The organism is Intrasporangium sp. (genome assembly GCF_035688975.1).
Lineage (GTDB): Bacteria > Actinomycetota > Actinomycetes > Actinomycetales > Dermatophilaceae > CALMNV01.
In genome coordinates this window covers 1-24,952 of the sequence record NZ_DASSMH010000007.1, presented here as the reverse complement: position 1 = coordinate 24,952, position 24,952 = coordinate 1, and the positions used below count along the sequence as shown (strand labels likewise).

Below are 24,952 nucleotides of genomic sequence, written 5' to 3'. Positions count from 1 at the left end.
CGCCGTCGGCGCTGATCATCAGCCGGGTCGCATCCGGGTAACGTTCGGCGCCGACGGCTTGCCACCAGGAGCGGATCGTGTTGACGGCGAACGCGGCGGTGTCGTGGTCGGTGCCCACGGACACCCATCCGGTGTCCGCGGTGAGGTCGTACACGCCGTAGGGGTTGGCCTTGCCCAGGGCCGGGTCGATGAAGTCGTGCACCTTCACCTGCTCGGGGTCCCCGGCCGGGCGCCACTCGCTCGCGCGGTTCTTGTACGGCCCGACGAGTTCCTTCTTCTTGGTGTCCACGGAGATGACCGGCTGGTCCGCCCCAAGGTGCGACTTGGCCTGTTCGTTCAGGTAGTCGAACTGCGCGTCCCGGTCCGGAGGCTGGCCGCCCTCGATGGTCTTGGCGTTGGCCTGCAGCGAGAACCCCTGGGCGTGCAACAGTTTCGCCACCGTCTCGTGGCTGACCCGGTGCCCGGTCGCGGCCACCAGTCCCGCGTCGGCCTGCTCGGCCGGCTTGCGGCCACCGCCCTCCCGGCGCACTCGCCGCAACGGCTCCCGACCCGACTCCAGCTCGGCGACTCTAGCGCTGATCCTCGACCGGGACGTGCCCGAGGCCCGCGCCACGGCGCCGATCCCGCCGTGTCCCAACGCTCGTGCCTCCGCGCCCAGCACCAGCCGTTGACCGCGCTCGTCCAGATGCGGCAGCACCGCCGCGAACTTCGCCCGCAGCGATTCGACGATCTCCTGTGCAATGGCCACGCCCCATCATGGCCACCCGAGGACCGATTGACGTGGTTATTTACTGACGTGTCCTTAGCGCCTCCGCAACTGTGGCCTCACGTTGCGCTACGGGATTCGGTGGCGCGCGACGAGCCGAAAAGTTGCGAGAACTTGACGAGCTCCCCCAAGGCAAGCAGCCCTCAAGCGGCCGTGCACAGCCGTCCCGGCGACGGTGTGGGACAGCAAGGCCCCTGCTCCCGCGTAGCCGGTGGGCCGAACCGAATCGCACGGGCAGGGCACGAAGGTGAAACAAGAACGGCCCTCGATCCACGTTTCCGCAGGTCAAGGGCCGTGTCGTGCTCGTGGGCGATACTGGGTTTGAACCAGTGACCTCTTCCGTGTCAAGGAAGCGCGCTACCGCTGCGCCAATCGCCCCAGGCGTGGATCCCGCGAGAGGTGGAGACGGGATTTGAACCCGTGTACGCGGCTTTGCAGGCCGCTGCCTCGCCTCTCGGCCACTCCACCGGTGAAGGCAAAGTTGCCCTCCGAGCGGACAACCGGGCTCGAACCGGCGACCTCAACCTTGGCAAGGTTGCGCTCTACCAACTGAGCTATGTCCGCGCGAACACCAGCGGTGTAACTTCCCCGCTCGTGCTTGGTAGACATTAGCCGATCCACCGCCGTTGCACCAAACCGGGGCCGGGCTCAGGTCGCCGCGAGCCGGTCCTTCTCGGCCTCGACGTCGAAGTCCGCCGCCGGCCACTGCAGGTGCAGCCCGCGCAGCGCCTCGAGGAGGATCTGCTGGACCGCGAGCCGGGCATACCACTTGTGGTCCGCCGGCACGACGTGCCATGGCGCGTGCTCGGTGGAGCACCGGCTGAGGGCCGCCTGGTAGGCGTCCATGTAGGCGCCCCAGAGTCGCCGCTCGTCGACGTCCCCGGGGTTGTACTTGTAGTGCTTGTCGGGCCGCTCCAGCCGCTTCATGAGCCGGGCCTTCTGCTCGCCGGCGGAGATGTGGGCCATCACCTTCACCACGGTGGTGCCGCGGTCGACGACACGCCGCTCGAAGTCGTTGATCTCGGCATACCGCCCCGACCACACGTCCTCCGGCACGAGCTCGTGGACGCGGACGATGAGCACGTCCTCGTAGTGGGAGCGGTCGAAGACGCCCAGCTGCCCGGGTCCGGGCAGCGCCCGGTCGATGCGCCACAGGAAGTGGTGGCGCCGCTCGGCCCTGGTGGGTGCCTTGAAGGCGGTCGCCTTGACGTTCTGGGGGTTGACCGAGATGACGTGGCGCATGATGCCGCCCTTGCCCGAGGTGTCCATGCCCTGGACGATGAGCAGGACCGAGCGGGTGCCGCCCGCGGTCGACTCGGCATAGAGCCGCTCGAGCAGGTCCGCCTGCTCGGCCTGCGACTCCTCGAGCGCGGCCTGTCCCTCCGCCTTGCCGCCGTCGAAGTTCGGCGTGGCGGCCGGGTCGACGTCGCTGAGGACGAAGCCGTCCGACACGCGCAGGGCCTTGGCGAAGCCGCTGAGGCGGCCGGCGGACTCAGACGTCCTCTTCGAGGTCATGCCGCCATCCTGCCCCAGCGCCCGCTCCCGTGGGGGCGTCCAGGCCGGCCAGGAAGTCGCGCACGGCGCCCTCCCACCGGCCGGGGTCGAGGTTCCACTCGCGGCAGTGCCGCGCCTGCTGCCAGCGGTCGAAGCGGACGAGGTCGGGACGCCGGGCTGCGAGATGCACGGCCGGGCCGATCGGCACGAAGTCGTCGCCGTCCGAGTGGATGACGAGCATCGGGTGGCGCAGCTCGGCCGAGCGCGCGACCCAGTCGGTCCGGGCCACGTCGAGCGGCTCATGCACGCCGACGAGCCGCCGGGCGTGGCGCTCCCCCATGAGCTCGGTCGCGACGCGGACGAGCCAGCCGGGCAGGCGGTTGAGCCGCGCGTGGTGGCGCAGCACGGCCCGCCAGTCGAGCACCGCCGAGTCGAGGACCAGCGCGTCGACCCGGGCAGCGAGCGGGGAGTTGTCGAGCACCTGCAGGGCGATGGCGCCGCCCATCGACCACCCGCAGAGGACGATTCGCAGCGCCCCACGCGAGACGGCATACGCCATCGCGGCCTCCACGTCGCGCCACTCGGAAAGCCCCAGGTTGTAACGCCCGTCGGGACCGCTGGGTGCGTCGTGGTCGTTGCGGTATGCCGTGACGAGGCTGGTGTATCCCGCGGCGCGCAGCACCGGCACGGCCCGCAGCGTCTCCTCCTTGCGGGCGCCGCGGCCGTGGACCAGCACCGCCCAGTCCCCCCGGTCCACCGAGGGCTCCGGACGGACCACCCATCCCGGCAGCGCTCCGACCTCTGACGGCACGGCGGCGTCCTCGTCGGGCAGCCCGAGGCTCACCGAGGGCCGGTCCCAGTAGTAGTACTGGTTCCACCGCGCCGGGCCCACGCGCGGCGTTCCCCGGTCCACCGCGAGGAGCCGCCGCGTCACGGTGTCGCCGTCGAGCGCGGTGATGTCACCCACCCGCAGGTGCCCCACGCCGCCGTCGAGCCACACGCCGTAGCGCCCCGGCACGAGCGGGTCGGGCCCCGCGGCGAAGGTCACGGTGTCGGACCCGACGGCGAGGATGGTCACGTCGTCGGGCAGGAGGACGTCCGGCGTGACGACCTTGCGGGCGAAGTATGCCGCGGCCGCCAGCGACCCCAGGCCCGCGCCGACGGCCGAGCCCCCGCCGACGGCGCCCGCGACGAGGACGGGGCGGGTCACGAGGCGGCGCACGGGGCCATGCTCCCAAACGATCGGGGGGCCGGCCCGTCGGGAGGGCGCGTGGGGCCACAATGACGCCCATGGACCTGCCCATCGACCTGCCCGTCACCCCGATGCTCGCCAAGGCGGTGACGGCCGTCCCGGAGCCGGACGCCGTCGAGGGCGGCCTCGCCTACGAGCCGAAGTGGGACGGCTTCCGGTGCATCGTGCTGCGCGACGGCGACGAGGTGGAGCTGGCCAGCCGCGGCGCCAAGCCGCTCACCCGCTACTTCCCGGAGGTCGTCGCCAGCGTGCGCGCGACCTTTCCCCAGCGGTGCGCGGTGGACGCGGAGGTCATCGTCCGGGCCGGGCGTGGCGGGGCTGAGCGGCTCAGCTGGGAGGCGCTCACGGCGCGCATCCACCCCGCGGCGTCGCGGGTCGCCTTGCTGAGCAAGGAGACTCCGGCGGAGCTCGTGTGCTTCGACCTGCTCGCCGAGGGCTCAACCGCCTATCTCGACGAGCCCTTCTCCATCCGGCGGGCGGCCCTGGAGCGGCTGATGCAGGACGTGCGGGCGCCCTCGATCCACCTGACGCAGGTCTCGACCGACCCGGAGGTGGCGCGGGACTGGCTGGAGCGCTTCGAGGGCGCCGGCCTCGACGGCGTCGTGGCCAAGCCGCTCGCCGGCGCCTACACCCCGGGCAAACGCACGATGCTCAAGGTCAAGCACAAGCGGACCGCCGACGCCGTCGTCTACGGCTACCGGGTCCACAAGTCCGGCCGGGGCGTCGGGTCACTCCTGCTCGGGCTCTACACCGACGGGGGCCAGCTCGTCGGCGTCGGCGGCATCGCCGCCTTCTCCGACAAGCAGCGCCTCGCCCTCGTCGACGAGCTGGCGCCGCTGGTCGAGCGGGACGATGCCGGCGAGGTCGTGCACGCCGAGACCGACCGGAGCCGGTTCAGCGCCAGCAAGGACGTGAGCTTCGTGCCGCTGCGCCCGGAGAAGGTCGTCGAGGTGGCCTTCGACCAGATGGAGGGGCACCGCTTCCGGCATACCGTCACGTTCCTGCGCTGGCGACCCGACCGGGAGCCCCGGTCGTGCCTGCTGGACCAGATCGACCGCGCGCCCGCCTACGACCTCGGCGAGGTGCTCGCCCGCTGAGACGCATCGTCACCGCGCAATCGGGTCATCGTGTGGCAAGCCAGCCTGAGCGCCGGCACGCACACCGTGAAGCTCACCAACAAGGGCACCGCTGGCCGACCCCGCATCGACGTGGACGCCGTGATGCTCACCGACGGCCAGTTTCAGATGTAGCGGCCCACGTCGACCACCCGGGCTGGGATGGACTCGTCGCCGCTGTGCGCGTTCCCGGTCGTTGTGGCCCCGCACTCGCGCGCACGATGCCCGGGGGCGCGCACGATGCCCGCGAAGGCCCGACGACGACGTGCCGCGCCGCCTGCCGCCCAGCTCAGTCCGGCTGCAGGCGCTTGCGTGACGGCTGCACTCTCGGCGGCTCGCCGGGCATCTTGGGGAAGTCGGGCGGGAAGGGCATCTCGGGAAGGCCGCGCTCGACGTCCTTGTCCCACAGGGCCATTGCCGCGGCGAAGTCCCCCACCGCCTCGCCCATGCCCGCCCACGGGTCTCCCTGGGCGGCATACCGCTCGGGCACGGTCCGCACCGTGAACTCCCGCGGGGACACCTCGGGCAGCTCGTCCCACGAGCACGGCGTCGAGACGGGGGCGCCGGGCAGCGGTCGCGGGCTCCACGCGGAGGCGATGGTGCGGTCGCGGTTGGCCTGGTTGAAGTCGACGAAGATCTTGTCGCCCCGCTCCTCCTTCCACCACGCCGTCGTCACCGTATCCGGCAGCCGCCGCTCGAGCTCGCGGGCGATGCCGATGACGCCATGGCGCACGTCGAGGAACTCGCGCTCCGGCCTGATCCGCGAGTAGACGTGCAGGCCCCGGTTGCCCGACGTCTTCACCCAGGCCGTGAGACCGAGCTCGCCGAGCAGCCCGCGCAGCGCCAGGGCGGCCTGCACGACGTCGGCGAAGGGACGCCCCGGCTGCGGGTCCAGGTCGATCCGCACCTCGTCGGGGTTGTCCAGCGCGTGCTCGCGCCCGGTCGCGGTGACGGGCCACGGGTGCAGCGTGATGGTGTTCATCTGGATCGCCCAGACCGCGGTGGCGACCTCGTCGATGACGAGCTGCGGGTGTGCCCGGCCGGAGGGATACGTGCACACCACCGTGCGGGCCCAGCCGGGCACCCCGCGGGGCGGGTTCTTGGAGTAGAACTCCTCCCCCTCGATGCCGGTGGGGAAGCGCTGGAGGGTCACCGGGCGAGCGCCCACGGCCGCGAGCAGGGCCGGGCCCACCGCCACGGCATACTCGGCGAGCTCGAACTTCGTGATGCCCGCGTCGGGCCACAGCACACGTCCCGGGCTGGAGATCCGCACCCGCCGGACGTCGCCGTCGGGGCTGGGGACCTCGAGAACGTGCGCGTCGGCCATCCCGTCACCCTAACGGCGAGGGCCCCGCCGCCCGGCATCCGGCGTCGGCCGGTCGAGGCAGGCGGCTCCGGGCACAAAGGCGAGCCCCGCTGCGTTGGGACAGGCATGAGCCACGACACCGACCGGACCACGCCGTATGCCGTCTCGCTGAGCGACGAGGAGTGGCGCCAGCGCCTCACGCCCGCCGAGTACCACGTCCTGCGGGAGGCGGGGACGGAGGCGCCCTTCCGCGGCGAGTACACCGACACCAAGACGCCCGGCGTCTACTCCTGCCGGGCGTGCGGCGCGGAGCTCTTCCGCAGCGACACGAAGTTCGAGTCGCACTGCGGCTGGCCGTCGTTCTTCTCGCCACTGGCCGAGGACCGCGTCCAGTACATCGAGGACCGGTCGCACGGCATGCGCAGGGTCGAGGTGCGCTGCGCCAACTGCGGCTCGCACCTGGGGCACGTCTTCGAGGGCGAGGGCTACCCCACGCCGACCGACCAGCGCTACTGCATCAACTCGATCAGCGTCCGGCTCACCCCCGACGCCTGAGGCGGCGTCCGAGGGACCGCCTCCGAGGGACCGCCTCCGGCTGCCCCGCCGCGCCGTTGGCTGGTCTGCCGCGCCGTTGGCTGGTCTGCCGCGCCGCGGTGCTCTTCGCCGACCTGCCGACCCAGCGGTCCACGGTTGCCCGGCCGGAGCCGCCGCGCTCCGGTGGCGGGTGGCGCGACGCCGCCATGGGGCTGCTGCCGCTCCTCGCGCTCGTCCTCTTCTTCACGACGGGTCGGTGGTGGTGGTTCCTGCTGATCCCCGCCGGCGCGGTGATCGTGCGCGCCACCGACGGCGGAGGCCGAGGGCGCTGATGACCCTGTTGCTCAGCGCAGCCCGGCCACGAGCTCGGCCGGCTCGACCCGCGGGCCGGTGAAGAACGGCACCTCCTCGCGGACGTGCAGCCTCGCACGCGAGGCGCGCAGCTCACGCATGAGGTCCACGATGCGGTGCAGCTCGTCGGCCTCGAAGGCCAGCAGCCACTCGTAGTCCCCGAGCGCGAAGGCGGCGATGGTGTTCGCGCGCACGTCGGGGTAGTCGCGGGCCATCTGCCCGTGCTCGCGCAGCATGTCGCGGCGGTCGTCGTCCTCGAGGACGTACCAGTCGTAGGAGCGCACGAACGGGTAGACGCAGACGTACTTGCGCGGCACCTCGTCGGCCATGAAGGCGGGAATGTGGCTCTTGTTGAACTCGGCCGGCCGGTGCAGGGCCGCCGAGGACCACACGGGCTCGAGGGCCGCGCCGAGGGTCGTCCGCAGCAGCCGGTGGTAGGCGGACTGGAGGGCCTCGATCGTCTCGGCATGCCACCAGACCATGAAGTCGGCGTCGCCACGCAGCCCCGCGACGTCGTAGAGCCCGCGCACCGTGACGCCCTCGGACGCGATGGCGTCGAGGAACTGCTCCAGCTCGGCGGTCACGGCGTCACGGTCGTCCCCGACGGGGGCCGCGGCGCTGAACACCGACCACATCGAGTAGCGGATGGTGTCGTTGATCTCGCGCATCTGGGCCGGAGTCAGTCTCTCGCTCATGGCGTCATCCTCCCAAGCGGACGGCGCCGCCCCGCACGTGGGTCCGCACGACGGCCGCGGCCGTGCGCCCGGAGCCGATGCACGCAGGGATCCCCACCCCGTCGTATGCCGCCCCGCTGACGACGAGGCCCGGGGGCAGCGCCGCCCGGGCCCGGGCCACGAGCTCGCGGTGGCCCACGGCATACTGCGGCAAGCCACCGCCCCACCGCTGGACGTGAGCGTCGACGGGCGTGGGCAGCGCGCCCCCGAGGACGGTGGCGAGGTCGCGAAGGGCCATGTCCACCAGGGCCTCGTCGGGGTGCTGCAGGGTCGCCTCCTCGCGGTGGCGACCGATCGAGGCCCGCAGGAAGGTCCGGTCGGGGTCGCGCTCGCGAAGCCACGGCCACTTGTCGCTGCTGAAGGTCGACGCCTTGATGGTCAGGGGCTCCGTCGGCGGCACGAGAAAGCCACTGCTGCCTGCGAGCTCGCCAACCTCCCCCTCGAGCGCGAGCGTGACAATGGCCATCGACGCATACTCGATGGAGGCGAGCAGGCTTGCGGCAGTGGGGCACTCGTCACGCAGGAGCCGAGCAGCCGGAGCCGCGGGCGTCGCAAGGACGACCGCGTCGAAGGGGCGCTCGGTCTCGTCGGTGGTCGGGCCGGTGGCGAGGACCCACTCCCCTCCGACCCTCCTCAGCCTACGGGCCGTGGCGCCGGTCAGGACCTCGACGCCTTTGTCTCGCAAGGCGGCTGACAGGATCTCGGGCAGCGCACCGATCCCTCCGCGGAGCGACGCGAAGACGGGCGTGCCAGCGGTCGGCCCGCTTGCCGCGGCCTCGACGACCGCGCGCACGGTCTCGAGGACGGACCGGCCCTCCTGCGCCGCCACGTGCAGCGCCGGCACCGACATCTCGAGTGAGAGGTGGCGGGAGTGGCCGGCATAGACACCGGCGAGGAGCGGCTCGACGAGCCTGTCGGTGACGGCCGGTCCGAGCCGGTCGTCGAAGAAGGTGCCCACCGCCACGTCACCCTTGACCGGGGGCGTGCCGACCTCCGCCTCCAGTCGGGAGACCTCCGCGTCCGTGAGGAGGCCACGGACCGACTCGGCGTCCGAGGGGACTCCCATGAGCGTGCCCGCCGGCAGGGGCCACCGGCGACCGCGGGAGACGATGCTCGCGGAGACGGGGGCCGGGTGCACGACCCGGTCAGCAAGCCCGAGCTCGCCAAGCAGCGTCATGGCCTCGGGCCGGCGGGCGAGGACCGACTCCGCGCCGACGTCGACGACCCTGCCGCCGACGCTGTCGAGCCGCAGCTTCCCGCCCACGGCGGGTGAGCCCTCGAGCACGGTCAGCGACAGCTCGGGCCAATCCGCGCCCGGGGCGCCGACCAGCTCCCAGGCCGCCGCGAGGCCGGCGATCCCTCCTCCGACGACCGCGACGCGCATGACCATGGCGTCACTCTGCCATCCGGGCGGGGCAACGAATCGGGCGCCCCCGGTGTCTTCCCGAGCAACGGACGCCTGACCGACCGAGCCTGTGGAGGAGACCATGACCGTCGACGAGCACCTTCGCCACCCAGCGCTCGCCCCGGACCGCCGCCGGCTGCTGCTGGTCATGGTGGCCGCCGTGCTCCTGCTCGCCGCCGCCGTGCCCCTCGGGCTGCGCGCGCGCAGCGGCGGCGTCGCCATCTCCGGGGACGCCTCAGCCGGCGGGTCCGCGTCGGCCGAGGTGACGAAGCCCGCCACCGGCGCTGCGCCCGACCAGCGCGACGCCGCCGGGTCGCCAGCCTCGTCGGGCTCGTCGGCATCGGTGGGCGCCGCGGGCAAGCCCGGGGCGGCGGCCGCGGTCGTCACGCCGAAGATCGCCCGCTCGGCCTGGCTCGGCATCCAGGTGTCGGACCTGTCGTCGGCGAGCGGCAGGGTGCGCGCCATCGCGGGCGCGGCCGGCGGACAGGTGACAGCCGAGAACGTCGTCACCGCACCCGACCCGACCGGTGGCGCGCGTCCGGGCCCCGCACAGGGCGGCGGCATACCGCCCGTCGAGGTGGACCAGGCACTGATCACGGTGCGCGTGCCTGCGGGCAAGCTCGACGCGGTGCTGACAGAGCTGGCCAGGCTGGGCAGCGTGTCCTACCGCTCCAGCCAGGCGGAGGACGTCACCGACGCCTACGTCGACACGGCGGCGCGGATCCCGCCCATGCGGGACAGCGTCGAGCGGGTCCGTGCCCTGCTCGCCAAGGCCACGGACCTGCAGCAGGTCGTCCTCCTCGAGAGCGAGCTGAGCCGCCGGCAGGCCGACCTCGATTCCCTCCAGCAGCGGCTCGCCGAGCTCGACCGTCGGACGAGCACGTCCGACGTGACGGTGACGCTGTGGACCGCGTCGACACCGGCGTCGCGCGGGGACGACGGCTTCGTCGGCGCGCTGCGCGACGCCTGGACGGCCCTGCTCGGCTCGCTCGGCGTCATCCTCACCGGCCTCGCCGTCCTGCTGCCCTGGCTCGTCATCGCCCTGGTGGCCGCCGTCCTCGTCCGGCGCGGCCTGCGCCGCCGGCGCGGCCCATCGGCACCGGCCGGAACCGCTGCCTCCTGAGCGGCGCTCCGTGCGCAAGTGACCACTCGACCACACCCCGTCGAGTGGCCAGTTTCGTACGCCACCCCCGTCGAGTGGCCACTTCCGTACGCCACCCCCGTCGAGTGGCCAGTTTCGTACGCCACCCACGCCCACCTCCGTGCGCAAGTGACCACTCGACCACGTGCGGGGGCCCACCCGCCCCCGTCGAGTGGCCAGTTTCGTGCACGTCAGCGGCTGGCCGGCACCTCGGTGCGGCGCACCTTGCGGCGGACGAGGTCGGCGACCTCGCGGACCTCACGCACGTGCAGGGCGTGCGCGAGGAGCAGGTAGACGGCGGCGAAGACGAGGCCCACGAGGCCGACGGCGAAGGCGTTGCTGAAGACCCGCTCCGCCACAGACATGCCGCGCGGCCCCTCGGGGTCGTCGAGGATGGGTGAGACGACGGTCATCGTCCCCCAGGCCAGCAGGCCCGCCGCCGCGGCGGCCACGCCGACGCGGGCGGCGGCGTCGACGACCTGGGAGAGGCCGAGCGGCCCGAGCCGGCGCCGGACGGTCCACACGCCGATCGAGGAGCTGACGACGTTGCCGATCGTCTGCCCGAAGGCGAGCACCCCGACGGCCCACCGGGGGTCGAGGACGAGCGTCAGCGCACCGGCGAGGAGGGTCACCGAGGTGAGGGCCACCTGCATCCGGAAAGGCGAGCGCCCGTCCTCCTCGGCGAAGAGCAGCCGGTAGCACAGCAGGTCGACCCCGAAGGGCACGATGCCGAGGATCATGACGACGAGCACGACGGCGGCCACCTCCAGCGACCGCCGGTCGACGCCGGGGTTGAGCAGCGTCACGATCGGCTCGGCGGCCACCATGACGAAGACCATGACGGGCACGTTCGCGACGAGGGGCAGCACGAGCCCGCGGCGGTAGTCGGCCTTGAGCCGCGCGACGTCCCCGTCGGCCGAGGCCGCCGCGAGCCGGGGGAACAGGGCGGTGATGATGGACACGGTCACGAAGGCATGCGGCAGCATGAAGATCGTGAAGGCGATGGCGTAGACGGCCGGGCCGCGCACCGGGTCGTCCCGGGGGCCATGGCTCGCCGCCTGGTTCAGGGCAGCCTGGGTGATGAAGAACCCGAGCTGCGACACCGCGAGACCGGCGAAGGCCCACAGCGCCAGCCGGCTCACGCCGCCGAGCCCCACCCCCCGCAGCCCCCACCGCGGTCGGTAGGTGAAGCCGGACCGGCGCAGCGCGGGGACGAGCCACAGGGCCTGGACGACGACCGAGAGCGTGGCCGACCCGGCGAAGAGCCAGATCATCGGGCCCGTCCACAGCTCGGGCGGCCGAGGCAGCGGCTGCCCCCGGGGGCCCGTGAGGTGCGGGGCCGGGAACAGGACGATGAAGACGAGCAGCCCGGCCACGGCGACGACGTTGGCCAGGAAGGGCGCCCACGCGAAGGCGCCGAACCTGCCCTTGGCGTTGAGGATCTGGCCGAGCAGCGCGAAGAGGCCGTAGAAGAAGATCTGCGGCAGGCAGATGAGCGAGAAGGCGACTGCGAGGTCCTTGAACTCGGGGCTGCGGCTGCCGGCGAGCAGCCAGACGAAGAACCCGGCGCCGGCCGTCACCAAGGCGGTGAGCACGAGCATGCCGGTGACCGCCACCGTGATGACCCGGTCGGTGAACTCCTGTCCCCCGTCCTCGAGCTTCATCGCCCGCGACAGCGCCGGGATGAGGACGGCGTTGAGGATGCCGCCGGCCGCGAGGACATAGAGCACGTTGGGCAGCGTGTTGGCGAGGGAGAAGGCGTCACCGGCCGCCTGGGCCCCGATGATCGCGGTGAGCAGCCCGGCCCGCACCGTGCCGAGGACGCGCGAGGCGAGGGACCCGCCGACCATCGTCAGGCTGGAGCGAGCCAGCGACTGCTGCGCCATCAGCGCACCGACACCTCGTGGACCAGCTCCGTGACCCGCGTCAGCACCTCGGGGTCGACCGAGGGCAGCACACCGTGGCCGAGGTTGAAGATGTGCCCCGGCGCGTCCCGCCCCTCCTCGACGATCCTGCGGACGTGCCGCTCGAGGACCGGCCATGGCGCGAAGAGCAGGGCGGGGTCGAGGTTGCCCTGCACGGCATACGACGGGCCGAGGCGCCGGATCGCGTCGGAGAGGCTGACGCGGTAGTCGACGCCGACGACGTCCGCGCCGGCCTCCCCCATGGGGCGCAGCAGCTCGCCCGTGCCGACGCCGAAGTGGATGGTGGGCACGTCGAGGTCCGACACGGCGGCGAGGGCGGCGGCCGAGTGCCGTTGGACGTATGCCGTGTAGTCGGCGCGCGAGAGCGCCCCCACCCACGAGTCGAAGAGCTGCACGACGCTCGCGCCCGCCTCGGCCTGCGCCCGCAGGAACGCCCCAGAGATCTGGGCGAGCCTGGCGCACAAGGCGTTCCACAGCTCCGGGTCTCCGTGCATGAGCGCCTTGGTCTTCTCGTGGTGCTTCGAGGGACCGCCCTCGACGAGGTAGGACGCGAGGGTGAAGGGCGCCCCGGCGAAGCCGATGAGCGGCGTCTCCCCCAGCTCCGCGACGAGCGAGCGCACCGCCTCGGTGACGTAGGGCACGTGCTGCGGCGTCAGGGGCGGCAGCTGGTCGAGATCCTCGGCCCGCCGGATGGGGCGGGCGATGACGGGACCGACACCGGCCACGATGTCGAGGTCCACGCCGACCGCCTTGAGCGGCACGACGATGTCGCTGAAGAAGATGGCTGCATCCACGCCGTGCCGACGCACCGGCTGCAGCGTGATCTCCGTGACGAGGTCGGGCCGCATGCACGACTCGAGCATGGGGATCCCGTCGCGGACGGCGCGGTACTCCGGCAGGGAGCGCCCCGCCTGGCGCATGTACCACACCGGTGTGCGCCCGACGGACTCGCGGCGGGCCGCGCGGACGAGGTCGCTCTGGCGGGTGGCGGTCGGGGCGGTGGTCGGCACCGGTCAATCCTGCCACGGTGGCCGCCGACCCCCGCCATCGCGCGTGTCGGCGCGCCCTCCGGACAGAACCGCGCCCACCGGCATACCCTCACAGGGTGCAGACGAGAACGATACCGGGCGCCCGGGCCGCGGCCTTCGCGCGCGTGCTCGGGTCGCTGCGCGACGTCCGCCTCCGCCCCGAGGTGCGCCTCACGGAGGTGCCGGCCCCGACCCGGATCGCGCCGTATGCCGCCGCCCTCACCGCCGACGTCCTCGACCCGTCGGATCCCGAGGAGGACCTCGCGACGGGGCGCTTCATCGTGCTCCACGACCCCGCTCGTCCGGAGACCTGGGACGGCGAGTGGCGCATCGTCACCTTCGCGCGCGCGGAGCTCGAGCCGGAGCTCGCAAGCGACCCCATGCTGGGCGCCGTCGGCTGGTCCTGGCTCGTCGACACGCTCGCAGACCACGGGCTCGGGTGGGCCGCCGAGGGGGGCACCGTGACCCGGGTCGTGAGCGAGGGCTTCGCCGGCCTCGCGGACCGGGAGGCAAGCGTCGAGATCGAGATCCGCGCCTCGTGGACCCCGACCGCCGGTGACATCACGCTGCACCTGCGCGCTTGGGCCGACATGCTGTGCACGGTCGCCGGCATACCGCCCCTTCCCGAGGGCGTCGTGCCCCTCCCGGGGCAGCGCCGGTGACGGACCCCTCGGCCGCGGCCGAGTCGGCGCCCGAGCGCATCACCACCGTGCCGCTCGTCGCCCCGCGTGACGGGGTGCCCGACGTGGTCACCGACGAGCGGGGGCTCGACCGGGCCGCCGAGGCCGTCGCCGGGGGGACGGGGCCGGTCGCGATCGATGCGGAGCGGGCCTCCGGTCACCGCTACGGGCAGCGCGCCTACCTCGTGCAGGTCCGCCGGGCGGGTGCCGGCACGTGGCTCGTCGACCCGGTCGCGTGTCCCGACCTCCGTCCCCTCGACGAGGCGATCGGCGGCGCGGAATGGGTGCTGCACGCCGCCACGCAGGACCTGCCGTGCCTGGCGGAGGTCGGCCTGAGGCCGCGCGCGCTCTTCGACACCGAGCTCGGGGGCCGGCTCGCCGGGCGGCCCCGCGTCGGCCTCGGCGCCATGGTGGAGCACTACCTCGGGCTCCAGCTCGCCAAGGAGCACTCCGCCGTCGACTGGTCCACGCGTCCCCTGCCGCACCCCTGGCTGCTGTATGCCGCGCTCGACGTCGAGGTGCTCCTCGAGCTGCGCGACGCGGTGGCGGACGACCTGGCCCGCCAGGGCAAGGCGGGGTGGGCGGCGGAGGAGTTCGCCAGCCTGCTGTCCTTCACGGGCCCGCCGCCCCGCGTCGACCCGTGGCGGCGCACGTCGGGCATGCACCGGCTCCGCAGCCGGCGCGGCCTCGCCATCGTGCGCGAGCTGTGGCTGCTGCGCGACCGGATCGCCGAGGCCCGCGACGTCTCCCCCGGGCGGGTGCTGCCCGACGCCGCCATCGTCGAGCTGGCCGCCGCGCACCAGCGCTCCACCACGCCGCCGCGCACGGTCTCCTCGCCCGACCCCCGCCTCGCGCGGAGCATCAAGCGCCACGCCGACGCGATCCTCGAGGGCATCGCCCGCGCCCTGGCCATCCCCGAGGTCGACCTGCCGCCCCTCAGCCTGCCGGTCACCGGACCGCCACCACCCCGCACGTGGGGCGACCGCGACCCGGTGGCTGCCGGACGGCTCGCCCGGGCCCGGGAGCTCGTCGCCTCGGTCTCGAAGGAGCTCGCCGTGCCGGCGGAGAACCTGCTCACGCCCGACCTGCTGCGCCGCTTCCTATGGGAGGCGCCCGCCGCCCCGTCGACGCAGGAGGTCGCCGAGGCGCTGCAGGCCCTCGGTGCCCGCCCGTGGCAGACGACGATCACCGCCCCCCTGCTGGCGCTGGCGTGCGAGGAGCACCCCGCCGAGGCTCTCCCCGCCACCCCCACCTCCTCGTCGAGTGGCCACTTTCGTGCACCGGAAACCGCGCAGAACTGACCACTCGACGGCGTCTCCCGCCTGAGGGGCCTCCCGCCCTCCCGCCCTCCCGCCCTCCCGCCTGAGGGGCCTCCCGCCGCGTGTCGAGTGGCCACTTTCGTGCACCGGAAACCGCGCAGAACTGACCACTCGACGTGAACGTGGACGTGAAGGTCGACGGGAGGCCCGACCTGAAGGTCGACGGGAAGGTCAGCCGTGCTCGACGCGCACCCCGTCGGGCAGACCTTCGACCTCCACCTCACCGTCACGGTCGGTGCGCACGGTGAAGGGCTGGCCGGCGTAGCGCAAGCCGTCGACCCGCAGCGCCCCGAACGGCGCGGGCCGGGGCGGTGCAAGCCGAACCACTCCACCGGGCACGTCGGCGCGCAGGCCGAGCGCCACGGTGACGAGCGCGCCGGCCGATGCCGCCGACCACGCCTGCGGCCGGCACGAGGCCGGATACGGGGCCGGCCGCCCCATCATCGGCCGACCCGAGTAGAGCTCCGGCCAGCGGTAGTCGAAGGCCTCGCCGGAGGCGACGAGGGCGCGCGCCACCCGAGCAGCCTCGTCCGAGCAGCCCTCGCGGGTGAGGCCCAGCGCCGCGATGGCCGTGTCGTGGGTCCAGATCGAGCCGGTGTGGTAGCCGATGGGGTTGAAGCCGCCGTTGCCGGTGCCGAACGTGCGCACGCCGAAGTCGTCGAGCAGCTCCGGACCGGTGAGCACCCGCCCCACGCGGCGCGCCTCGTCGGTGTCGAGCACTCCGGTGCCGAGCACGTGCCCCATGTTGGACCCGAGCCCGTCGACCGCCCGTCCGTCGGCGTCGAGCGCGAGCGCCAGGTAGCGCCCGCCCTCCGACTCCACCCAGAAGCGGCGGCCCACGCGCTCGCGCAGCGCCGCGGCGGCGCCGGCGGGATCCCCGTCCGACGCCACCCCGAGCGCGGCAAGGAGCTCGGCCGCCCCGGCGAGCGCCTCGACGGCATACGCCTGCGCCTCCACGAGGGCGATCGGCGCCTCGGCGACCCGCCCGTCCCGCCAGCGGATCGAGTCCCCGGAGTCCTTCCAGCCCTGGTTCGCCAGGCCCGTCCCGGTCGTGTCGAGGTATTTCAGCAGGCCGTCCGCGTCGGGCATGCCGTCCCCGGTGAGCCAGCCGAGGGCGGCGTGCAGGGCGGGCAGCAGCGCCCGGACCTCGCGCTCCGGCATACCCCATCGCCAGGCGTCCACGAGCAGGCACACCCACAGGGCCGTGGCGTCCACCGTGCCGTAGTAGACCGGCGGCAGTGCCAGGCCGCTCTCGGGGTCCACGTATGCCGTGCGGCGCAGCTCGTGGGGGATCTTGCCCGGCTGCTCGGCCCGGTCGGCCGCGTGCACCGTGCCCTGACGCCGCGCCAGGGTGCGCAGCGTCCCGGCGGCCAGCTCGGTGCCGAAGGGCAGCATCATGCGCGCGGCCCACAGCGAGTCGCGGCCGAAGAGCGTGAGATACCACGGCGTCCCCGCCGCGGCGAACACGTCGTCCGGGTCCGCCGGGTCGCGCAGGAGCAGGTGGCGCAGGTCGTCGACGCTGCGCTCGACGAGCTGGCCCAGGCGCGGGTCCTCGGCCTCGACCCGCAGGGCGGACCACGAGACCGCGCCCGACCCCGGGTCCGCGTCGAGCGCGGAGCCGGACGACCGCGAGGCGGCGGCCGTGACGGCCACCTCGGACCGACCTCCCGCCTCGACCCGCACCTCGAACTCGGCCACGACCGCTCCGCCCCGCGCGGACACCCGCGCCGGCCGGGGCTCGAAGCTGACCGAGAGGCGGTGCCGCGGCAGGGTGAAGGCGACGAGATCGGTGTCCGCGGCGGCGGGCGCGGCCGCGCCGGCACGCAGGTGGCCCGCCTTGACCGAGCCGATCTCGGCGCCGTCGGCCGCGAGCTCGACCGACAGGACCGTCGTGACCGCCGCGTCCGCGCGCGAGGTGACACCGACGCGCTCGGTCATGGTCCCCCCGACGAGCGTGCGCACGCGGTGCACCTCGACCGTGGGGTCCGGCCCGGGGTTGCCGAGGTTGCGGGCGGCGGCGAGGAACTCGGACCGGGACCCGCTCGACTGCGTCGCGATCGGGCTCGGCTGCTCCCCGTCGACGCGCCACCGCACCGTGCTGAGCACCCGGGCGTCGTCGACATAGAGGCCTTGGGCCGTGCCGGGGCGGATGTCACCGCCCGGTCCGGACAGGGCCGTGGCGTTGCCGTCCACGCAGATCGCGAGCTCGTGCAGCCAGGGCTGCCGGTGTGGCGCCGCGGGCCGTTCCTCGGGCCGTTCCTCGGTCATCCATGCCTCCCGGTGCGGGTCGATCAGCGGACCGGTCGCGAGGCCAGCGCTGAGAAATTGTTATCGGACCGATCGTGGCCGAGACCTTGACGCCCGGCCGGTGCATCACGCATCCTCGCAGAGTTGGAACGTTCAAACCAGCCCCTCGGGCTGGGTGGGTCATCGCAAAGGGGCGAGTCGTGGGCGCGACGAAGGCGGGCAGGGAGCGGGCGACGATCATCGACGTCGCCCGGGCCGCCGGCGTGTCCCGCCAGACGGTGAGCAACGTGCTCAACCGTCCGGAGATCGTCGCCTCCGCCACCCGGGCGCGGGTCGAGGACGAGATCGCTCGCCTCGGCTTCGCGCCGCACGTCGCGGCCCAGCAGCTGCGCCGCCGGCGGGCGAGCGCCTACGGCTTCGAGGTCAACCCCTCGGGCGTCGGCCGCATGGGCCACGTGCTCGACGGGTTCCTCGTCGAGCTGACGACGACGGCTCCGGGCCACCAGAGCCATCTCGTCACCTTCGCCGCGGACCACGACGACGTCCTCGCCGGCTACCGGCACCTGCTCGGCACCGGGCTCGTGGACGGCTTCGTCCTCGGCGACACCCGGCACGGGGACCCGCGACCCGCGTGGCTGCTCGAGGCGGGGGTGCCCTTCGTCGCGTTCGGGCGCATCTGGGACTCCCCCGAGCTCGACCGCTGGGTCGACGTCGACGGCCGCGCCGGCATGCGGATGGCGGTCGAGCACCTGCTCGCCGAGGGCTACGGGACGGTGGGCTTCCTCGGCTGGCCACAGGGCTCCCCCGTCGGCGACGACCGGCGGCAGGGCTGGCTCGACGGGCTCGCGCGGTCCGGTCTGGCCGACCCCGCCCTCGTCGAGGAGTCGGTGCAGGACCTCGACCGGGCGACGTATGCCGCCGACCGGCTGCTGCAGCGCATGGGCGGGTCCGGGGCGATCCTCTGCGTGTCCGACATGCTCGCCCTCGGGGCCGTGCGTGCCGTCCGCGCTGCCGGTCTGCAACCGGGAGCCGACATCGGGGTCGTCGGGATGGACGACAGCGACATCGCCGAGGCCCTCGCGCTCAGCAGCCTGCGACAACCGCTCCGCGAGGCGTCTCTCGCCGCGTGGCGCATCCTCCAGGGCGCTGCGCAAGGGGGGCAACCCGCCCTCCTCGCGCCCACGCTCATCATCCGCAACAGCAGCATCCGATCACAGGAGAAGGAATAGATATGAGGCGCAACACACGCACGGCCATCGTGGTCGCGGGCACGGCGGCCTTGGCGCTGTCGGCCTGCGGTGGTGGTGGGTTCGACAAGGGCAGCGGCGCCGCGCAGCAGAGCGCTGGCGCGGCGAGCCTGACCATCCTCATCGGCAGCTCGGGCGCCGCGGAGACCACTGCGGTCACGGCCGCCGCCGACGCCTGGGCGAAGAAGAGCGGCAACACGGCCAAGGTCGTGGTGGCCTCGGACCTCAACCAGCAGCTCGGCCAGGGCTTCGCGGGCGGCGCTCCCCCGGACGTCTTCTACGCGGACGCGGCCCGGATCGGCGACTTCGCCAAGGCAGGCAACCTCTACGCCTACGGCGACCAGGTCAAGGACGCCGGCTTCCTCGACAGCCTCGTGCAGACCTACACCGTCGACGGCAAGCTCCAGTGCGCGCCGAAGGACTACTCGACCCTGGCCCTCGTCATCAACACGGACCTGTGGACCAAGGCCGGCCTGACGGACGCCGACCTCCCCAAGGACTGGGCCGGGCTCGAGGCGGCCGCCAAGAAGCTGACGACAGGCGGCGCCACCGGCCTCGTCGTGAGCGGCGAGTGGGCCCGCCTCGGCGTCTTCATGCGCCAGGCCGGCGGCTGGGTCGTCAGCTCCGACGGCAAGACGGTGACGGCGGACTCCCCGGAGAACCTCGCCGGGCTCCAGGAGGCGCAGAAGCTGCTCAAGAGCGGCGTGATGAAGTATGCCAAGCAGGTCGACGCCGGGTGGGGCGGCGAGGCGCTCGGCAAGGCCAAGGCGGCGATGACCATCGAGGGCAACTGGATCCGCGGCGCCCTGACCAAGGACTACCCCACCATCAAGACCAAGGTCGTCGAGCTACCCGCCGGCCCGAAGGGCAAGGGCACCCTGCTCTTCAGCAACTGCTGGGGCATCGCGGCCAAGAGCAAGAACCAGGCCGCGGCGGTCGACCTCGTCAAGTCGCTCACGGCGACCGAGCAGCAGCTGGCCTTCGCGAAGGCGTTCGGCGTCATGCCGTCGACGACGGAGGGCGCCAAGCAGTTCACGGCGGCATACCCCCAGGACGAGGCCTTCGTCAAGGGCGGCGACTACGGCGTCGGCCCGGTCAACCTGCCCGGCTTCGACCCGGTCATGGCGGCCTTCAACACCGACCTCGAGCAGCTCGCGACCAAGGACCCGAAGACCATCCTCGCCACCCTCCAGAAGAACGGCGACGCCGCGCTGAAGGGCCAGTGACCCATGGCCGCCACGACAGGATCCCGCCGCCCCGGCGGCGGGATCCGCGGCCGCGAGGGCATCGCCGGCTGGGTCTTCACCGCCCCGATGGTCGTCGTCATGGGGCTGTTCGTCTTCATCCCCGTGCTCATGGCGCTCTACGTCAGCCTCACCAACTGGAACGGCAACGGCTCCCCGTTCGCGGGCGGTCAGAACGCGCAGTTCGTCGGGATGCAGAACTACACGTCGCTCTTCACCGAGGACAGCCTCAACCGGTCCAACTTCATGCAGTCGATCGGCAACAACTTCTGGTTCGTCCTGTTCGTCGTCCCGCTGCAGACCGCCGTGTCGTTCCTGCTCGCCCTCATCGTGAGCAACCGCTTCCTCAAGGGCAAGGGCTTCTTCCGGACCGCCTTCTACTTCCCGTCCGTGACGAGCTCGATCGCGATCAGCGTCGTCTTCCTCTTCCTCTTCGCCAACTCGGGCGCGGTGAATGCCGTCCTGGCCCGACTGGGCATCGACGGGCCCTCCTGGTTCAGCGACTCCCGCGGCCTCTTCCACATGGCCCTCGGCGGGCTCGGGGTCGATGACAACCCCGGCTGGGCGCGGGGCGAGTTCCTCGGCCGCAGCCTGTGGGAGTGGTTCTCCGGGCCCTCGGTGGCCATGTGCGTCATCATCGTCCTCGCGGTCTGGACCACGACGGGCACCTTCATGCTCATGTTCCTCGCCGCCCTGCAGGACCTGCCCGTCGAGGTGGACGAGGCGGCGCTGCTCGACGGCGTCTCACCGTGGCAGAAGCTGCGCCTGATCACCCTGCCCATGATCAAGCCGACGCTCTTCCTTGTCATCACCCTCGGGCTCATCGGCACCTGGCAGGTCTTCGACCAGATCTACGTCATGGGCAAGGGGGCGCCCGCCGGCACGACGCTGACCCCGGCCTTCCTGTCCTACAAGCAGTCCTTCACCTCGCTCAAGTACGGGAGCGGGGCGGCCATGGCGTTCATCGTCTTCCTGCTCATCATCGCCCTCACGCTCTTGCAGAGGTGGCTCATGTCCGAGGACCGCTCCACCCGCCGGACCCGGCAGGCCGCAGGGGTCGTCGTGGCGACGCAGCAGGGCCAGAACGTCGGAGGGCCGGCGTGATGAGAGCTCCCACCGGCTGGCGGATCGTGCTCGGGTATGCCGTCCTGCTCCTCTTCTCGGTCATCTACCTCTACCCGTTCCTCATCCAGATCGCGACGTCCTTCAAGACGGACGCGGCCGCGACGGACAACTCGCTCAGCCTGATCCCCAGCCCCTTCGACCTGTCCGCGTGGAGACGCATCTTCGGGCTCACCGGGGACGCGTCGGTCCCCATCGTGCGCTGGCTGTCCAACTCCGTCCTCGTCACGGTCGTCGTCACCGCTGCCCGGGTCTTCTTCGACAGCCTCGCCGGCTACGCCCTCTCCCGGCTGCAGTTCCGGGGACGCACCTTCCTCTTCGCGGCCGTCCTCGCGGTGATGAGCGTGCCCGGCGTGGCCCTGCTCATCCCGAAGTTCCTCATGGTGACCTACCTCGGCATCTACGACACGTATGCCGCGATGATCCTGCCGCTGCTGGTCGACCTCGCCGGGGTGTTCATCATGAAGCAGTTCTTCGACTCGGTCCCGGTGTCGGTCGAGGAGGCGGCGCGCATCGACGGGGCGTCGGTGTTCCGCACGTTCTGGTCGGTCGTCCTGCCGATGGCCAGGCCAGCGCTCATCACGCTGACGATCCTGTCCTTCCAGGGCTCGTGGAACGAGTTCACCCACTTCCTCGTCACGACCCAGAGCCCGGAGCACAAGACCCTCGTCACCGGCCTCGCCAGCCTGGCGAGCGGCGAGCTCAGCGCGGGGTCCCAGTTTCCGCTCAAGCTCGGAGCGGCGCTGCTGACGACCATCCCCGTCGCGATCCTCTTCTTCACCTTCCAGCGCTACTTCGTCCGCGGTGGCACCGAGGGGGCGAGCAAGGGCTGAACGCAACTGGCCACTCGACCAAGCACCCCCCCTCCCCCCAGGTCGAGTGGCCACTTGTGTGCAGGGGGATGCGTGCGGAAGTGGCCACTCGACCAAGCACCGGCCCCTCCCCCCGGTCGAGTGGCCACTTGTGTGCACGCCCTCTCCCGGCCCGGCGGCATACCCTCGGGTTTTTGCACGGAGCATTCCGTAGTAAATTCCTGACCACACCGCCGACCGAAGCGGCCGCCCCGTGCCCCGAGAGGACCAGCCATGCCAGAGACCTCCCCGACCACCACGCCGTCACTGCTCGCCCCCGCGTCGGAGGCCGTCGTGCGCGCCACGGCGGGCGTCGTGGCGCAGCATGCGGAGGAGATCACCGCGCGCTTCTACCCGAGCATGTTCCGCGCCCACCCGGAGCTCCTGCGGGTCTTCAACCAGGGGAACCAGGCCACCGGGGAGCAGAGCCGTGCCCTCGCCGCGTCCGTCGTGGCGTATGCCGTGCAGCTCATCGACCCGGACGCCCCCTCCTTCGCGCACGTCCTGCGGCGCATCGCCTACAAGCACGTGTCGCTCGGCATCCGGCCCGAGCAGTACACCATCGTCGGCCGGCACCTCCTCGGAGCCGTCGCCGACGTGCTGGGCGAGGCGGTCACGCCGGAGGTGGCCGCGGCGTGGAACGAGGTGTACTGGCTGTTCGCCATGCAGCTCGGCGCCGAGGAGGCCCGACTCTACGTGCAGGCCGGGGTGGACCCCGCGCACCCGCTGCGCCCCTACCGCGTGGTCCGGCGCATCGACGAGGCGCACGACATCATCTCCCTCGTGCTCGAGCCGGCGGACGGAGCGCCGCTGCCCGCGATCGACCCGGGCCAGTACGTCTCCGTCTTCGTCGACCTGCCCGGTGGCGACCGGCAGCCGCGCCAGTACACGGTCTCCTCCACATCGTCGGGCACCCGGCTGCAGATCACCGTCAACCGGGTCCGCGGGGTGGACGGCGCGCCGGACGGGCGTGTGTCCTCGTTCCTGCACGACGGCATCGAGGTCGGTGCCGTCCTCGACGTCAGCGCCCCCGCCGGGGACTTCGTGGTGAAGGACGCCGAGGGCCCGCTGCTCCTCGCGAGCGCGGGCGCGGGGATCACGACGGTGCTGCCCATCGTGGAGCACATCGCCCGGACGCAGCCGACTCGGCCGGTCATCGTGGCGCACGCGGACCGGACCGCGCGCGACCACGCCCTGCGCGACACCGTCGTGCACGTGGGCGGTCAGATCGACGACTTCACGACCTACACCTGGTACGAGTCCGTCGACCCAGACGACACGCGGTCACGGGAGGGCTACATGGACCTCACCGACATCCCGTTGCCCGCCGACGTGCAGGTCTTCACGTGCGGGCCGCTGCCCTTCATGCGGCACGTGCGCTCGACGCTGCTGGCGCGTGGCGTGCCCGCCGACCGCATCCGCTACGAGGTCTTCGGTCCCGATCTCTGGGCGACCCAGCCGCCCGCCGAGCCGGTGCCCGCCTGAGGGACGAAGCACCCGGCATACCCGGCGCTCCCCTTCAGCAAGGGCAGTGACAAGGGGATATACGCCCAGACCTGGACCGCCGATCTCGTCACGGTGGCCGCGCGTCACGGGAGAAGGGCTTGGGGCCCGGCCGGCCACCGTCGACGAGCCGTTGCGTCCGGCACGATCGTCGACGGGCTTGGGGCCCTCAGGATGCGCCTCGCGCACGGCTACCGCTGCGTGGCTCTGGCTTGATCCCGTCCCCCAGTCTCGAGCGCCAATGCATCACAAAACGTCGGCACAACAGGGCTGCTATGAGGCAAGCGGCACTGAGGACCGCCCAGTCTGACCACGGCTGCGCCGACCCGTTGCGCCCGCCGCGGCGAATGCTGACGTAGACCATCACCGTAGGCGCCACGAGAGCCGCGAGAAGGTTCTCAAGGCGGGTGCCCCGTGCGTACGCGCCCATCAGCGCCATGAGTGGCCCTCCGACGGCGGCCGGCGCAGCCCAGGTGGCGATGGCATTGACCTCGATGTTGGCAGTCATGCCTAGCGCAGCGTCAGTGACGTAATACGCAAGCACCGCAGCGAGCAGCCCGGCAGTCCCAGCGAGCACGGCTCTCACCGGACGCCGCAATATCCAGCCAATCAGAAAGGGGAACAGCGCCCAAGCCCATATCGAGCCAAGCCATGTGCTCAGCAGCTGCAGCCACCCCACCCCTTCCCCCGCACCCGAGTGAACGGACCATAAGGTGACCCGAACACATTGGTGGCGGAGTTCGCCGCTCCCAGGCCGAGGCCCGATATAACTGCCGACCCCCACGCCAAGACCGGGTGCCCGCCCCCTGCAGGAGGAACGGGCACCAAGGTGTTTGATCCTGTCCCAGTCCGGCTCATCGAAATCGGCCTCGCGATCTAGCCTATCGGCGCTCAGTACACCCGCCAGAAGACGTCACAGGTGCCAGCGTAGGGTGCGTAGAAGGATCCGGTTCCGCATTGGCTCAGTAGCCCGCGTGGGCGGATGTCACCGAGGGGGGTGGGCCCAATACACCACCCACGCCGGCTCAACCATCTCAGAGTGGCCTGCTAATGCGGACTTGGTTTGACAGCGTCCGGCGTCGGGTCCTGCGGGAGTGGCGCACCGCCCCGCAGTTCTCGCGCTTCCAGCGGCCGCCGCCGGCCGAAGGGGAAAAGATCCCAGCCTTCGACACGCGACTACCTCGGGGCACGGCCACGTACAGTTCCGGCCGGAAGCGCCACTTCTGGCATCCCAAGCCGCCAAGACCCTGATAACCACGGGACAGTGAGGCTTTCTCACCAGCGGCCTCGGTGCATGGTCAGGATGACGAGCGCGGCGGCGACGATGTCACCGATGCGCCTCGGGCAGAACGGGACGCGGCGTAGGGCTTTGAAGCTGGATTTCAGCAGGGCGTTGGCGCGTTCGGCGGGCGCAGGTGATGTCGTGGGTCGAGCCGGGGTCGACCGGGCAGGTCCAGACCGGGAACCCGGTCGGGTCGGTCATGCACGTTCCCGCCGTGCTGATGGTGTCTGCCGGAGTACCAGAGGTCATGCCCGGCAGCCGATCTCGCGGCCGAGCGGGACGTCTGGATCAGGGTGCCGTCCAGGCCGACGAAGCCCCAGCCGGCCTCCCGCCCGGCGGCCAGGACCTCGGGCAGGTCGGGTGCCTGCTGCGCGATCACGTCGATGGCCTCGTGCAGGTACCGGTA

The 24,952-nt window shown here is 72.3% G+C and carries 21 protein-coding genes, 3 tRNA genes and 1 pseudogene; 12 read left to right on the top strand and 13 right to left on the bottom strand.

Features of this window, described 5'->3' with window-relative positions; translation table 11 throughout:
* The 6 genes from VFJ94_RS00570 to VFJ94_RS00545 form a co-directional block, all read right to left on the bottom strand.
* Positions 1 to 718: ISAzo13 family transposase (locus VFJ94_RS00570; protein WP_414654525.1), on the bottom strand; the 718-nt coding region annotated here is incomplete at its 3' end.
* Between the two features lie 354 nt (positions 719 to 1,072).
* A tRNA-Val gene (locus VFJ94_RS00565) sits at positions 1,073 to 1,144 on the bottom strand.
* A gap of 19 nt (positions 1,145 to 1,163) precedes the next feature.
* Positions 1,164 to 1,234: transfer RNA gene (locus VFJ94_RS00560), tRNA-Cys, on the bottom strand.
* Between the two features lie 23 nt (positions 1,235 to 1,257).
* Positions 1,258 to 1,330: transfer RNA gene (locus VFJ94_RS00555), tRNA-Gly, on the bottom strand.
* A gap of 84 nt (positions 1,331 to 1,414) precedes the next feature.
* Positions 1,415 to 2,281 (bottom strand): PPK2 family polyphosphate kinase, encoded by an 867-nt coding sequence (locus VFJ94_RS00550; RefSeq protein WP_325002217.1) that lies wholly within the window; start codon positions 2,279 to 2,281, stop codon positions 1,415 to 1,417.
* The gene (locus tag VFJ94_RS00545) at positions 2,259 to 3,482 is read right to left on the bottom strand and encodes an alpha/beta hydrolase family protein (protein ID WP_325002216.1); all 1,224 of its coding nucleotides are present in this window, start codon (positions 3,480 to 3,482) and stop codon (positions 2,259 to 2,261) included. Before VFJ94_RS00545 ends, VFJ94_RS00550 begins: the two co-directional genes overlap by 23 nt.
* A gap of 68 nt (positions 3,483 to 3,550) precedes the next feature.
* Here VFJ94_RS00545 and VFJ94_RS00540 point away from each other — a divergent pair, with 68 nt between their 5' ends.
* Both VFJ94_RS00540 and VFJ94_RS00535 read left to right on the top strand, forming a co-directional pair.
* Positions 3,551 to 4,609 carry an ATP-dependent DNA ligase gene (locus tag VFJ94_RS00540; RefSeq protein WP_325002215.1) on the top strand — a complete coding sequence of 353 codons (1,059 nt, stop codon included), beginning with the start codon at positions 3,551 to 3,553 and terminating at the stop codon, positions 4,607 to 4,609.
* Between the two features lie 30 nt (positions 4,610 to 4,639).
* Positions 4,640 to 4,762: a hypothetical protein gene (locus VFJ94_RS00535; protein ID WP_325002214.1), complete on the top strand. Its 123-nt coding sequence runs from the start codon at positions 4,640 to 4,642 to the stop codon at positions 4,760 to 4,762.
* 154 nt (positions 4,763 to 4,916) lie between these two features.
* Here VFJ94_RS00535 and ligD read toward each other — a convergent pair whose 3' ends face one another.
* Positions 4,917 to 5,954, bottom strand: a complete 1,038-nt coding sequence (gene ligD, locus VFJ94_RS00530; protein WP_325002213.1) for a non-homologous end-joining DNA ligase — start codon at positions 5,952 to 5,954, stop codon at positions 4,917 to 4,919.
* 105 nt (positions 5,955 to 6,059) lie between these two features.
* On the opposite strand from ligD, the gene msrB reads away from it, so the two are divergent.
* Positions 6,060 to 6,488 (top strand): peptide-methionine (R)-S-oxide reductase MsrB, encoded by a 429-nt coding sequence (msrB, locus tag VFJ94_RS00525; protein ID WP_325002212.1) that lies wholly within the window; start codon positions 6,060 to 6,062, stop codon positions 6,486 to 6,488.
* Positions 6,489 to 6,544: 56 nt separating this feature from the next.
* The gene (locus tag VFJ94_RS00520; protein WP_325002211.1) at positions 6,545 to 6,799 is read left to right on the top strand and encodes a hypothetical protein; all 255 of its coding nucleotides are present in this window, start codon (positions 6,545 to 6,547) and stop codon (positions 6,797 to 6,799) included.
* A 12-nt stretch (positions 6,800 to 6,811) separates the two neighbouring features.
* On the opposite strand, the gene hemQ is transcribed toward VFJ94_RS00520, so the two are convergent.
* Together hemQ and hemG are read right to left on the bottom strand one after the other, a co-directional pair.
* Positions 6,812 to 7,513, bottom strand: coding sequence for a hydrogen peroxide-dependent heme synthase (gene hemQ, locus VFJ94_RS00515; protein ID WP_325002210.1), 702 nt, complete (start codon positions 7,511 to 7,513; stop codon positions 6,812 to 6,814).
* 4 nt (positions 7,514 to 7,517) lie between these two features.
* Positions 7,518 to 8,942 (bottom strand): protoporphyrinogen oxidase, encoded by a 1,425-nt coding sequence (hemG, locus tag VFJ94_RS00510; protein WP_325002209.1) that lies wholly within the window; start codon positions 8,940 to 8,942, stop codon positions 7,518 to 7,520.
* A 97-nt stretch (positions 8,943 to 9,039) separates the two neighbouring features.
* On the opposite strand from hemG, the gene VFJ94_RS00505 reads away from it, so the two are divergent.
* Positions 9,040 to 10,080, top strand: a complete 1,041-nt coding sequence (locus VFJ94_RS00505) for a DUF4349 domain-containing protein (protein ID WP_325002208.1) — start codon at positions 9,040 to 9,042, stop codon at positions 10,078 to 10,080.
* Between the two features lie 209 nt (positions 10,081 to 10,289).
* Here the strand turns inward: VFJ94_RS00505 and murJ are convergent, their stop codons facing one another.
* Complete coding sequence (gene murJ, locus VFJ94_RS00500; protein WP_325002207.1) at positions 10,290 to 11,984, bottom strand: murein biosynthesis integral membrane protein MurJ; 1,695 nt, start codon at positions 11,982 to 11,984, stop codon at positions 10,290 to 10,292.
* Positions 11,984 to 13,033, bottom strand: a complete 1,050-nt coding sequence (gene hemE, locus VFJ94_RS00495) for a uroporphyrinogen decarboxylase (protein WP_325002206.1) — start codon at positions 13,031 to 13,033, stop codon at positions 11,984 to 11,986. The genes murJ and hemE overlap by 1 nt, the downstream gene beginning before the upstream one ends.
* A gap of 95 nt (positions 13,034 to 13,128) precedes the next feature.
* Here hemE and VFJ94_RS00490 point away from each other — a divergent pair, with 95 nt between their 5' ends.
* Positions 13,129 to 13,713, top strand: coding sequence for a DUF3000 domain-containing protein (locus tag VFJ94_RS00490; RefSeq protein WP_325002205.1), 585 nt, complete (start codon positions 13,129 to 13,131; stop codon positions 13,711 to 13,713).
* Positions 13,710 to 15,032, top strand: a complete 1,323-nt coding sequence (locus VFJ94_RS00485; protein ID WP_325002204.1) for an HRDC domain-containing protein — start codon at positions 13,710 to 13,712, stop codon at positions 15,030 to 15,032. The genes VFJ94_RS00490 and VFJ94_RS00485 overlap by 4 nt, the downstream gene beginning before the upstream one ends.
* A 189-nt stretch (positions 15,033 to 15,221) precedes the next feature.
* Here the strand turns inward: VFJ94_RS00485 and VFJ94_RS00480 are convergent, their stop codons facing one another.
* Complete coding sequence (locus VFJ94_RS00480) at positions 15,222 to 17,318, bottom strand: glycogen debranching N-terminal domain-containing protein (RefSeq protein WP_325002203.1); 2,097 nt, start codon at positions 17,316 to 17,318, stop codon at positions 15,222 to 15,224.
* Between the two features lie 179 nt (positions 17,319 to 17,497).
* On the opposite strand from VFJ94_RS00480, the gene VFJ94_RS00475 reads away from it, so the two are divergent.
* The 5 genes from VFJ94_RS00475 to VFJ94_RS00455 all read left to right on the top strand — a co-directional run bounded on the left by VFJ94_RS00475 (position 17,498) and on the right by VFJ94_RS00455 (position 23,246).
* Entirely contained in the window at positions 17,498 to 18,526 is a 1,029-nt protein-coding gene (locus VFJ94_RS00475) for a LacI family DNA-binding transcriptional regulator (RefSeq protein ID WP_325002202.1), read from the top strand.
* A 2-nt stretch (positions 18,527 to 18,528) separates the two neighbouring features.
* Complete coding sequence (locus VFJ94_RS00470; RefSeq protein ID WP_325002201.1) at positions 18,529 to 19,770, top strand: extracellular solute-binding protein; 1,242 nt, start codon at positions 18,529 to 18,531, stop codon at positions 19,768 to 19,770.
* A 3-nt stretch (positions 19,771 to 19,773) separates the two neighbouring features.
* Positions 19,774 to 20,892, top strand: a complete 1,119-nt coding sequence (locus tag VFJ94_RS00465; RefSeq protein WP_325002200.1) for a sugar ABC transporter permease — start codon at positions 19,774 to 19,776, stop codon at positions 20,890 to 20,892.
* Complete coding sequence (locus VFJ94_RS00460; RefSeq protein WP_325002199.1) at positions 20,892 to 21,743, top strand: carbohydrate ABC transporter permease; 852 nt, start codon at positions 20,892 to 20,894, stop codon at positions 21,741 to 21,743. The genes VFJ94_RS00465 and VFJ94_RS00460 overlap by 1 nt, the downstream gene beginning before the upstream one ends.
* Positions 21,744 to 21,995: 252 nt before the next feature.
* Positions 21,996 to 23,246, top strand: a complete 1,251-nt coding sequence (locus VFJ94_RS00455; protein ID WP_325002198.1) for a globin domain-containing protein — start codon at positions 21,996 to 21,998, stop codon at positions 23,244 to 23,246.
* 1,293 nt (positions 23,247 to 24,539) lie between these two features.
* Here the strand turns inward: VFJ94_RS00455 and VFJ94_RS00450 are convergent.
* A pseudogene (locus VFJ94_RS00450) lies at positions 24,540 to 24,952 on the bottom strand (IS5/IS1182 family transposase); the annotation flags it as partial.

What these genes read in the sequence shown, in the direction of transcription:
- VFJ94_RS00470 (WP_325002201.1), top strand. Translation starts at nt 18,529, where the DNA reads ATGAGGCGCAACACACGCACGGCCATCGTGGTCGCGGGCACGGCGGCC.
- VFJ94_RS00465 (WP_325002200.1), top strand. Translation starts at nt 19,774, where the DNA reads ATGGCCGCCACGACAGGATCCCGCCGCCCCGGCGGCGGGATCCGCGGC.
- VFJ94_RS00550 (WP_325002217.1), bottom strand. Translation starts at nt 2,281, where the DNA reads ATGACCTCGAAGAGGACGTCTGAGTCCGCCGGCCGCCTCAGCGGCTTC.
- VFJ94_RS00540 (WP_325002215.1), top strand. Translation starts at nt 3,551, where the DNA reads ATGGACCTGCCCATCGACCTGCCCGTCACCCCGATGCTCGCCAAGGCG.
- murJ (WP_325002207.1), bottom strand. Translation starts at nt 11,984, where the DNA reads ATGGCGCAGCAGTCGCTGGCTCGCTCCAGCCTGACGATGGTCGGCGGG.
- msrB (WP_325002212.1), top strand. Translation starts at nt 6,060, where the DNA reads ATGAGCCACGACACCGACCGGACCACGCCGTATGCCGTCTCGCTGAGC.
- VFJ94_RS00480 (WP_325002203.1), bottom strand. Translation starts at nt 17,318, where the DNA reads ATGACCGAGGAACGGCCCGAGGAACGGCCCGCGGCGCCACACCGGCAG.
- VFJ94_RS00460 (WP_325002199.1), top strand. Translation starts at nt 20,892, where the DNA reads ATGAGAGCTCCCACCGGCTGGCGGATCGTGCTCGGGTATGCCGTCCTG.
- VFJ94_RS00455 (WP_325002198.1), top strand. Translation starts at nt 21,996, where the DNA reads ATGCCAGAGACCTCCCCGACCACCACGCCGTCACTGCTCGCCCCCGCG.
- VFJ94_RS00505 (WP_325002208.1), top strand. Translation starts at nt 9,040, where the DNA reads ATGACCGTCGACGAGCACCTTCGCCACCCAGCGCTCGCCCCGGACCGC.
- ligD (WP_325002213.1), bottom strand. Translation starts at nt 5,954, where the DNA reads ATGGCCGACGCGCACGTTCTCGAGGTCCCCAGCCCCGACGGCGACGTC.
- hemQ (WP_325002210.1), bottom strand. Translation starts at nt 7,513, where the DNA reads ATGAGCGAGAGACTGACTCCGGCCCAGATGCGCGAGATCAACGACACC.
- hemG (WP_325002209.1), bottom strand. Translation starts at nt 8,942, where the DNA reads ATGGTCATGCGCGTCGCGGTCGTCGGAGGAGGGATCGCCGGCCTCGCG.